The sequence below is a fragment of the Pseudomonas viridiflava genome, from assembly GCF_900184295.1.
Lineage (GTDB): Bacteria > Pseudomonadota > Gammaproteobacteria > Pseudomonadales > Pseudomonadaceae > Aquipseudomonas > Aquipseudomonas viridiflava.
The window spans coordinates 2,078,635-2,090,249 of record NZ_LT855380.1 but is presented as its reverse complement, the minus strand read 5'-3'; the positions used below and the strand labels follow the sequence as shown (position 1 = coordinate 2,090,249).

Sequence of the window (11,615 nt, the reverse complement as noted above, 5' to 3'; positions counted from 1 at the left end):
AGCATTCCTGAGGGAACTGGCGCGCTGTGTCTGACACAGCGCTATCTCGCAGCAGGCACTGGACTGTGGGAGGCGGCTTGCCGGCGATTGATGGATGCGGCTTGTCAGGCAAACCGCATCGTCGTTCTTCGCGGGCAAGCCCCCTCCCACAGTTTGTTTCTTGCTGCAAATCTGCGGCGTGTCAGGGAATAAAAATGCCCCTCCACCCCGCAAAACCATCACGCCAGCAAATTATCAATTTCCTCCGCTGATAAACGTTTGAGAGCCTCCAGTGATTTAGTCAATTCGTCCTGTGCGTGGTCACTTTCACCGTTTTTCTGCTGAATCGTGGCGCAGAAGTCGGCGAGTACGGGCCGTTCGAACAGGTCCTTGAGGCTGACCTCGTGCTTCAACTGCTCACGCACGCGGACCAGCATCTGCACCGCCACCAGCGAATGCCCGCCCAGCTCGAAGAAATTGTCGGTACGTCCGACCTGATCGACCTTCAGCACGTCGGCCCAGATCGCGGCCAGTTGCTGTTCCAGCTCGCCTTCGGGCGCAACGTACTGCGCCTGCAATTGAGTGGCATCCGGCGCAGGCAGCGCCTTGCGATCCAGCTTGCCGTTGGCGGTCAGCGGCATGGCGTCCAGCAGCACGAAATGGGTCGGCACCATGTAGTCCGGCAGATGGGCTTTCAGCTCTGCCTTGAGGGTTTCCCGCAGTGTTTGCGGGTCCTGCGCAGGGTCGCCCGGCACCAGATACGCCACCAGTTGCCCGCCCAGTGCGAGCACGATCACTTCGCGCACCTGGGCTTGGCCCTGCAGATGCGCTTCGATCTCGCCCAGCTCGATGCGATGGCCACGGATCTTGACCTGATGGTCGATACGCCCGGCGTATTCAATGATTCCGGTCGCGCGATAACGCGCCAGGTCGCCGGTGCGGTACAGGCGTCCGCCGTTCGTTGAAAACGGATCGGGCACAAAGCGTTCAGCGGTCAGCGCAGCGCGGTTGTGATACCCCCGCGCCAGCCCCGCATGACCGATGTGCAGTTCGCCGCTGCAACCTTGGGCGACCGGATTGAAGTCGGCATCCAGTACGTACCACGACAGGTCAGGAATGGCCTCGCCGATGGGACTCGCAGGGTTGTGTGTGTCGGCCTGAGTGATCGGCCGATAGGTGACGTGAACCGTGGTTTCGGTGATGCCGTACATGTTGATCAACTGCGGCGTCTGATCGCCAAAGCGTTCGAACCACGGCGTCAGACTGGTCACGTCCAATGCTTCGCCACCGAAGATCACCGAACGCAGTGCCAGCGGTTTTGCGCTCTCGCAGGCCAAGTGCATCAACTGCTTGAACGCCGACGGCGTCTGGTTCAGCACAGTGACCTGCTGCTCGACCAGCAAGGCGTGGAAGTCTTCCGGAGAGCGTCTGGTTTCACGCGGCACGATCACCAGTCGGCCGCCATGCAGCAGCGCGCCGAAGATTTCCCAGACCGAAAAGTCGAAGGCGAAGGAATGGAACAGCGTCCAGACGTCTTTTTCGTTGAAGGCGAACCAGTCGTCGGTGGCGGCGAACAGGCGCATCAGGTTGTTATGAGCGAGCAGCGTGCCCTTGGGTTTTCCGGTCGAGCCGGAGGTATAGATCACGTACGCCAGATTGTCCGGTGTCGTATTGTTGATCAGGTTCTCGGCGCTATAGCCGTCCAGCGAACTCTCAATCAGCAGCCACTGTACGTGGGCCGGAACCGGCAACTGCTCCAGCAGATACCCTTGGGTCAACAACAATTCAATACCGCTGTCCCGCATCAGGAAAGACAGGCGATCCTGCGGGTAATCCGGGTCCAGCGGCACGTAAGCGCCACCTGCTTTGAGGATTGCCAGCAGGCCGACGATCATGTCCAGACTGCGCTCGGCCGCCAACCCTACGCGCACGTCAGGGCCGACACCCTGCTCGCGCAGTTTGTGGGCCAGCTGATTGGCGCGGCGGTTGAGCTGGTCATAGCTCAATTGCTCGCTGCCCAGACTCAGGGCGAGGGCCTGAGGTGTTTCTGCAGCCTGCGCCTCGAAACGCTGATGAGCGCACTGCGTGGTCGGCCAGACCTGCACAGCCTGCGTCCAGCCGACCGGCAGCGACAATTCACCGAGGCAGGCCGAAGGTTCGGCACTCAGGCTTTGCAACAAGTGATCAAAGTGCGCAGCCAGTTGCGCGACGGCTTCGGCGCTGAAGTGCTGACGGTCGTAACTGAAGCGTACCGACAACACGTCGGCGGCCTCGATCACCAGTGTCAGCGGGTAATGCGCCTGCTCCTGATTGCGCAGCTCGCTGAACGTCAGACCGTCCGGTGCACGTTGCAACGCCTCGGACATCGGGTAGTTTTCGAACACCAGAATGTTGTCGAACAACGCTTCGCCGCCGGTCCGCGCCCAGCGCTGGATGTCGTACAGCGGCGTGTGTTCATGTTCGCGCAGCGCGAGGTTTTTCGCCTGCACCTGCTGCACCCAGTCGGCAACGGTCTGCTCAGGGCGCGGGCTGGCGATGACCGGCAGGGTATTGATGAACAGACCGAGCTGTTCCTCGACGCCCGGCAGATCCGACGGACGTCCGGCCACGGTGGCGCCGAAGGTCACGCTCGACTGACCGGTGTAGCGGTGCAGCACCAGCAGCCACGCCGACTGCACCAGCGTGTTGAGGGTCACGCGTTGCTCACGGGCAAACTCGGTCAGGCGTCGGGTGCTGTCGGCATCGATCAGTTGCACGTAATCGGCATGCCCCTGCCCGCTCGGCGACGACTTGAGCGTCTGCACCAGCCGGGTCGGCTCGTCGAGTTCGGCCAGTTGCTGCGTCCAGAAACGCTGGCTGAGATCAGCGTCCTGAGCGCTCAGCCACTGGATGTAGTCGCGATATCGCCCGGCCTGTTTCGGAAGTGTCTGGCCACTGTAGCGTTGCAACACTTCGCCCAGCAGGCGCGAGCTGCTCCAGCCGTCCATGAGGATGTGATGGCTGGTGTAGATCAGTTGATAATTGTCTTCGCCGGTCTGTAGCAGTGCCAGACGCAGCAGTGGCCCCTTGGCCAGATCGAAGCCCCGCTGACGGTCATCGTTGGCCCAGTCGTCCAGCCAGTGATCCGGCTTGCCACGCGCATCCAGCACCACAAATGGCACATCGGCCTGACGCTGCACCACTTGCAGCGACTGCTCTGCATGGCTGACAAAACCGCTGCGCAGCACGTCATGGGCGTCCACGGCAGACTGCCAGGCCGCCTTGAAACGCGGCACATCCAGCCCGCTTACGGACACGCGAAGCTGATTGATGTAATGACCCGCGTCCTGTTCGAACAGGCTGTGAAACAGCATGCCCTGCTGCATCGGAGCCAGCGGGTAGACGTCCTGAACGTTGCTGGCAGGCATCGGCAGACGATCAAGCTGCGCCTGGCTCACTCGGGCCAGCGGAAAGTCAGACGGCGTGACGCCCTGATGCCCGGCCAGACAATGTTCGATCAGCGTGGTCAGGGCCTGCTCGTAACGACGCGCCAGCGCGTCGATGGTCGAGGGCTGGTATTGCTCGCGGCTGAAGGTCCAGTTCATCTGCAATTGGCCGTCGAACACCTGGCCGTTGAGGCTCAGACTGTTGGCCAGCGGGCCGTCCTCGTTGAGCGCGACACCCGTGTCATCTGAACTGGGCAGCCACAGTGCGTCCTTGCTGTCGAAGCTGCCATCGAACTGGCCCAGGTAGTTGAACGTGACCTGCGCTTCGGGCAGTTCAGCCAGTTGGCCGGCGAACGACGCCTCGCCCAGATAACGCAGCACGCCATAACCGATGCCCTTGTTCGGCACGGCTCGCAGCTGTTCCTTGATGCCGCACAGGCTCGCACCCAGCGCGGACCGTGGCGTAAGCCGGACCGGAAACAGGCTGCTGAACCAGCCGACCGTGCGACTGAGGTCCATGTCGTCAAACAGGTCTTCGCGGCCGTGACCTTCCAGCTGGATCAGCACCGACGGCTGTCGACTCCACTCGCAAAGCACCTGCGCCAGCGCGGTCAGCAGCAGGTCGTTGACCTGAGTGCGATAGGCAGCAGGCGCAACTTTCAGCAACTGATGCGTCAGTTCCTTGCTCAGCCAGGACGATGCGTGGGCCGCATCGCGGTTGCGCTGCGTGCCTTGCGGATTGTCGCGTGGCAGCGGTTGATCGGCGCCCTGCAGGGCCTGCAGCCAGTAATCACGCTCGGCTGTGAGCGCGTCACTCTGTGCATAGAGCTGCAACTGTTCGGCCCAGCGCTGCAACGCGCTGGTTTTCGCGGGCAATGTCAGTGGCTGACCAGCCGCCAACGCCTGATAACCCTGTTGCAGGTCTTCCAGCAGCACACGCCATGACACGCCATCCACAGCAAGGTGATGAATGACCAACAGCAGGCGTTGCTCGCCTTGCGGCAAGTTCACCAGCACGGCGCGCAGCAGTGGGCCGGTGTGCAGATTCAGACTGCGCTGGGCCTTGTCGGCCAGCTCGGTCAGGGGCTCGCGATTGTCCAGTTCATGAATCCACAGCAGATTGCGCGAGTCGTGCGCGCCGAAGCTCGCGTGCCACTGGCCGTCCTGCTGAACGAAGCCGAGGCGCAAAGCGTCGTGCTGCTCGATCAGCGCAGTCAGCGCGCCTCGCAGCAATGTCGCGTCGAGTACCGTTTGCGGTTTGAGCATCACGGCCTGATTCCAGTGATGTCGCTCGGCGATCTCCAGTTCGAAAAAGCGCGCCTGAATCGGCAGCAAGGGGAGCGTACCGCTGCTCTGCTCCACCGTCGCCACCGGCTTTTTCTGAATCAGCCTGGCGACCGACGCCAATTGGCCGATGGTCTGTTTTTCGAACAACTGCTTGGGGCTGAGCTTGATGCCCTGCCGCTTGGCGCGGGCGATGATCTGCAGACTGAGAATCGAATCGCCGCCCAGCTCGAAGAAATTGTCGGTGCTGCCGACCTGCTCCAGCTTCAAGACATCGGCCCAGACCGCTGCGAGCTTTTCCTCGACCTCGCCGACCGGCGCGGTGTAGCGCTGCTGTACCACGCCCGGCTTGGGCAAGGCACGCTTGTCGAGCTTGCCGTTGGCGGTCAGCGGCAGGCGGTCGAGCAGCACAATCTGCGCGGGCACCATGTAGTCCGGCAACCTTGTCGCCAGTTGTTCGCGCAGGATTTCAGCGCTGGCAGACGCTACGCAATACGCCACCAGTTGCAGGCGCGACTCGTCACCTTCCATCGGCAGCGGCAGCACGCAGGCCTCGCTCACCGTTTCAAGCGCCAGCAGCACCCGCGCCACTTCGGCAGGCTCGACCCGATAGCCGCGCACCTTGACCTGATCGTCGGCGCGACCGATGAACTCCAGCAGTCCCTCATGGTTGCGGCGCATGCGGTCGCCGCTGCGGTAGACCCGAGCGCCATCCTGCGCGAACGGATCCGGCACGAAGCGTTCGGCGGTCAGCCCGGGTTGTCCGAGATAACCCAGCGCCACGCTGTCACCACCGATGTACAGCTCGCCCGCCACCTGCGTGTCGCTCAGGTTGAGCACGTCATCCAGCACATATGCCTGCGCACCCGGCAAAGGTTTACCCACGGGGACAGGACGCATCGGGTCGAAGACGAGCACTTCGTGAGTCAGCACCCCGACCGTGGTCTCGCTCGGGCCGTAATGGTTGATCACCCGGCACTCTGGCTTGAGCTGGCGAATCTGCTCGACCAGCGTCGGCGAACAGGCTTCGCCGCCAACGATCAACGCATGCTGGGGCAGCACGTCGGCGGGCTGGCTGGCCTGCATCAGTGCCGCCAGATGGCCGGGCACGATCTTCAGCACGCCGACCTGATGTTCGGCCATGTAACGGGCAAAACCGTCCGGGTCGAAACCCAGGGTTTCAGGCAGCACGTGCAGGGTGCGACCGGAACACAAGGCACCGAACAGCACGGTATGGCCCAGGTCGGCGGCGATGGTCGAGACCAGCGCCATGCTCGCCTCGGGAGCCAGTTGCAGCCTGTCCAGCAGACCCCGCACGTAACTGGCCAGCGCGCCGTGGCTGACCAGTACGCCCTTGGGCTGGCCGGTGGAACCGGAGGTGTGGATGACGTAGGCAGGCGACTCGGCGGCAAGCGTCGAGTCGAAGGTAGTGGCTGGCAAATCCTGCCACACCGCAGGCGTCCAACTGACGCCCTGACAACCCTCGACTTTCAGCGACTCAGCCCGTGCATCGCCTTCGGCACACAGCACCACGCTGGCCTTCGCGTTGACCAGCATCTGCTGCAGGCGCGCATCTGGCGCTTTCACGTCCAGCGGCATGTACGCGCCACCAGCCTTGAAGATCGCCAGCACTGACATCAGCCACTCCAGCGAGCGCTCCATCAGCACGGCGACCGGCTGGCCTTGCTGTACGCCCAGCCGAATCAGATGGCGGGCCAGTTGATTGGCGGCCTGATCCAGCTCCAGCGTGCTCAATGTGCAGTCCAGATAACGGGCCGCAAGCGTATGCGGCTGCCGTTCGACCTGACGATCCCACTGCTGCAGCACGGACAGCGCGGGCTCAAGCGGACATGGTGCCTGCTCGACGGCCAACGCGCCGAGACTGAGCAGCGGCGCGTCGGGCGCAGCCAACAGGGTCTGGAACAGTGCCAGCAACTCGGGCACGAAACGCTCGACGGTCGAGCGGCGATACAGGTCGCTGGCAAAGGCCAGGTCGCCGTGAATCAGCGTGCCGTCGTCGGTGATGTCCAGCGCCAGGTCGAAGTGCGCGCCCTGTTTATCGAACGGATACTCGCTGACTTGCAGACCCGGGAGCCTGAGCGCGGTCTTCTGTTTGAGCACCACGTTCTGGTTGAACTTGGCCTGGAACAGCGGGTTGTGGCCCAGATTGCGCTCCGGTGCGAGATGGTCGACCAGTTGTTCGAACGGTACGTCCTGATGGGCCTGTGCGCCAAATGAGGTGTCGCGGATCTGAGCCAGCAGATCGAGGTAGCTCAGGCGTTCGTCCACTTGGCAGCGCAGCACCTGGGTGTTGATGAAGAAGCCGATCAGCCCTTCCGTCTCAGCCCTGCCCCGATTGGCGTTGGGCACACCGATGCGGATGTCGCGTTGCCCGGCCTTGCGCGACAGGAACAGCGAGAAACCGGCCAGCACCAGCATGAACAGGCTCATGCCGTGAGCGCGGGCAAAGGCATTGAGCTGACGCGAGAGGTCGGCACCGAAATCAAAGCACAGATGCTCGCCCTGATAGCTCTGCGCGACCGGCCGCGGGAAGTCCTGTGCGGCGTCGAGCAGCGGTTGTTCGTCGCCCAACTGATCGCGCCAGTAAGCCAGTTGCCGCTCGCCCTCGCCCGCCTCCAGCCAGCTGCGTTGCCAGATCGCGTAATCGGCGTATTGCAGCGGCAACTCCGCCAGGCTCGGCTCGCGGCCTTGGCTGTACGCCTGATAAGCGTGGACGAACTCCTGAATCATCACGTCCATCGACCAGCCGTCGGAGACGATGTGGTGCATGCACACCACCAGCACATGCTCGTCACTGGCCAGACGGAACAGATGGGCACGCAGCAGCGGACCGAAGCGCAGATCGAAAGGCTGCGCAGTGACCGTCGCCACCTGCAGGGCCAGTTCGGCGTCGCGCTGTTCGTTGTCCAGCGCAGACAGATCGATGCGCTCAAGCGCCACGTGCTGGTCATTCAGCACCACTTGCAGCGGCTGGTCGCCGTCGGTCTGGAACACCGTGCGCAGCACTTCGTGGCGCTCGATCAGATGGTCGAATGCGCGGGTCAGCGCCGCCTCGTTCAGCGTGCCATGCAGACGCAGGCCGGTGGTCATCTTGTAGGCATCGCTCGACGGATCGAGCTGCCAGAGGAACAGCAAGCGCTGCTGAGCGAAGGACAGCGGGATCGCAGTGAAATCGTGACGACTGACCGGCACCGGCAGCAGACTGAAGTCCTTGCCGTCCTGACGCAGCCGGGCGAGAAATTGTCGGCGTTGCTCCAGCGACAGGCCGACAAAGCGCTTCGCGATACGTGCAGCAGTGGTCCCGGTCATGCTTCAAATTCCTCCAGCGAATCCATGAACTGGTCCATGTCGCTCCAGTCGTTGTCAGGGGTATTGGCGGTCAGCAGCGCGACCTCGGCAGACAAATCGCCCAGCACCGGTTTTTCGAAGAGCACGCGCAGCGGCAGGCTGACGCCCAGTTGCGTCTTGATACGGGCAATGACTTGCGCGGCCAGCAGCGAATGGCCGCCCAGTTCGAAGAAGTGGTCGTCGAGCCCGACCCTCGGCGCGTGCAGGACTTCCTGCCAGATGGCGGCGAGGCAGACTTCTACCTCGCTGGTCGGCGCGCGATATCGGGCCTGCAACTGGCTGACGTCCGGCGCGGGCAAGGCCTTGCGATCCAGTTTGCCGCTGGGCGTCAGCGGCAGGGTCGGCAACAGCAGCAGGTGGCTCGGCACCATGTAATCCGGCAGGCTGGCCTGCAACTCGGCCTTGATGCGCTGGCGCAACGTCAGTTGCTCGGCTTCGCTGACGGTCGCGGCTTGCGGCACGATGTACGCCACCAGTTGCGTGCTGCCCGCCAGAGGGACGGCCAGCACCACGGCTTCGCGCACGTCATGGCACTGTTGCAGGCGCGACTCGATCTCTCCCAGCTCAATGCGGAAGCCACGAATCTTCACCTGATGGTCGACTCGACCGATGTACTCAATGGCGCCATCGAGACGCTGCCGGGCGCGGTCGCCAGTGCGATACAGGCGCTCCCCCGCCACGAACGGATCAGCGACAAAGCGCTCGGCACTCAGACCCGGTTGGCCGTGATAACCCCGCGCCAACCCCGGCCCGCCGATGTACAACTCGCCCACCGCGCCTTGCGGCAGCAGATTCAGATCGTCGTCGAGCACATACAGACGGCGACCAGCCAGTGCATGACCAATCGGCACGCCACGCCAGGACACCGCTTCCGGCGTCAACGCGCTGCAATCGTGAATGCTCGACACCACAGTGGCCTCGGTCGGGCCGTAGGTGTTGAGCAGGCGAACATGACCCAGACCCGCGTCGCGCCACAGACGCAAGCCTTCGATGGCCATGGCCTCGCCGCCCACATGAATCTGCCGCAGCGCGCCGTAATGCGCAGGCGGACTGGCGGCGAAGTCCTGAACCAGCGTGAGCCAGTAGGCAGCGGGCAAGTCGGCCAGCGTCACACCATGCTCGACGACTGCCTGATGGAAGGTCGCGCTGTGCCACACACGTTCGTCACGCAGCACCACGGCGGCGCCTCGGCATAACGGCGGGTAGAACTGTTCGACGAAGCCGTCGAAGCTGTGGGTCGCGAACTGCAGCACCCGGTCGCCGTCGCGCAGGTCGCTGTAATCGGCACCCAAGGTCACAAATTCGGCGAGCGCTCCATGACTGATCGCCACGCCCTTGGGCCGCCCGGTGGAGCCGGAGGTGTAGATCACATACGCGAGGCTGGCCGGATCAACAGGGACATGCAGATCGCTTATGTCGGTCGTCATGTTGTCGACCTCATCGACGCACAGGTAATCGAGCCCCTCAGGCATCGGCAAAGCGGCGAGACGGTCACTGTGGGTCAGCAGCAGCTTGAGGCCACTGTCGTCCATGACATGCCGCAGACGCTCGCTTGGCGCCGACAGGTCCAGCGGCACGTAAGCGCCCCCCGCCTTGAGCACGGCCAACAGCGCGACGGGCATATCCAGCGAACGCCCCAGCGCCACACCGACCAGCACGTCGGGCCCTACGCCGCGTTCGCGCAAGCGTCGGGCCAGTCGATTGCCGCGTGCGTTCAGTTCGGCGTAGGTCATGCCCGGCGAGTCGCTGTCCTGAGCAAGGATCAGCGCTACGGCATCCGGGGTGCGTCTGACCTGCGCTTCGAACAGTTGGTGCGCAGGCGTGCTGCTATCGGCTTTGATGAGATTATCGACGTCCAGTAACTGCGTGCGCTCTTGCGCCGCCAGCATCGACAGTTGTGACACGGTTTGCAGCGGATCGGCGCAGACCGACGCCAGCAGGTTGCGCCAGTGCGCGGCCAGCCGGGCGATGGTTGCCTCGTCGAAAATATCGATGGCGTAAGTGAACGCGGCGTTCAACTGCTCGCCTTCGCCGCTGGTGGCCAGCATCAGGTCGCTGGCTGCGGCATGGGAGCGCTGGGCGAGCGCCTGTTGCTCGGCAGGCAGGTTGGCCACCCGCAGACCGCAGGCCAGTTGCTTGTCGAGGAGATCGGCGACCACCGGCTGGTGATTGAACATCACCTGGAACAGCGGATTGTGGCTTTGACTGCGCTCGGGCTGGAGCGCGTCGATGACCGCGTCGAAGGGTAATTCCTGATGCGACTGTGCGCCGGTCGAGGCGTTGGCCACGGTTTGCAGCAGATCGACAAAGCGCGTCTGTGCCGTGACTTCGCTGCGCAGCACCTGGGTGTTGATGAAGCAGCCGACCAGCCCTTCGGTTTCGCTGCGGGTGCGGTTGGCAATCAGCCCGCCGACCCGGATATCGGTCTGCCCGCTGTAACGGTGCAGCAGGCTCTTGAAGGTCGCGAGCAGGACCACGAACAGCGTCACGCCCTGACGCTGGGCCAGGATTTTCAGGTTGCGTAACAATTCGGGTTCCAGCGCCAGCTCGAGGCGTGCGCCTTCGTGGCTGGGCAAGGCCGGGTATGGACGGTCGGTCGGCAGCTCCAGCACCGGATGTTCATCGCCCAGATGCGCGCGCCAGTAATCCAGCTGCCGTGCCTGCTCACCCGCTTCCAGCCAGCTGCGTTGCCACACGGCGTAATCGCGGTACTGCACGACCAGCGGCTGGAACGGAAGCGGCTGACCGGCGACCAGCGCGTCGTAGCCTCGCAGCCATTCGTCGATCAGTACGTTCATCGACCAGCCGTCGGTGATCATGTGGTGCAGGTTGAGCAGCAGCACATGCTCCTGCCCGGCCAGGCGCAAGACGCGCACGGTGAACAGCGGCCCGTGTTGCAGATCGAACGCCTGCACCGCCTGCTCGGCCATGGCCTGACGCGCCGCAGCCCAGCGCTGATCGACAGGCATTGCACTCAGGTCAGTCAGCTCGATACGGACGGGAGCCGCTGGCGCGACGCGCTGAAATGCCCGGTCACCTTCCTGACCAAAGGTCGTGCGCAGGCTCTCGTGGCGCTCGACCAGCACGCTGAAGGCCTGCTCCAGCCGCGGCAGCTCCAGCGCGCCGTTCAGGCACACCGACATCGGCAGGTTGTAGGCCGCGCTGGTCGGGTCCAGTTGCCAGAGAAACCACATGCGCTGCTGCGCATAAGACAGCCCGTCCCGCTCCGCCAGCCCCTCGCACGAAGGGATCGGAAACAACGAAAAATCCATGTCTTCACGACGCATGCCGTCGAGAAACAAGCGACGTTTTTCCAAGGGCAACTCGACAAAACGGCGAGCGAGTTTCTGGGCGTGTTCGGGGTTCATGGGGGCATGTCCTTGCTGAATGGGGCTGACCGTGTGACGCGGCCGTCTCAACAAGAACGAATTGGCGGGGAAATATTTAGAAAGGTTTTGAGGGTATTAGCAGATGCTCCGGTGCGTCTTGCAGATCGGACGCGGAGCGTCCTGGGAGGCATTCCCACGCGGAGCGTGAGGAACGATCAACGCACCCCGG

At 63.5% G+C, this 11,615-nt stretch carries 2 protein-coding genes; both read right to left on the bottom strand.

Annotated features, from left to right (window positions below; all coding sequences use genetic code 11):
* Positions 1-218: 218 nt before the first annotated feature.
* Positions 219-8,018 (bottom strand): non-ribosomal peptide synthetase, encoded by a 7,800-nt coding sequence (locus tag CFBP1590_RS09825; RefSeq protein ID WP_088234933.1) that lies wholly within the window; start codon positions 8,016-8,018, stop codon positions 219-221.
* Positions 8,015-11,425 (bottom strand): non-ribosomal peptide synthetase, encoded by a 3,411-nt coding sequence (locus CFBP1590_RS09820; RefSeq protein WP_088234932.1) that lies wholly within the window; start codon positions 11,423-11,425, stop codon positions 8,015-8,017. Before CFBP1590_RS09820 ends, CFBP1590_RS09825 begins: the two co-directional genes overlap by 4 nt.
* Positions 11,426-11,615 lie beyond the last annotated feature (190 nt).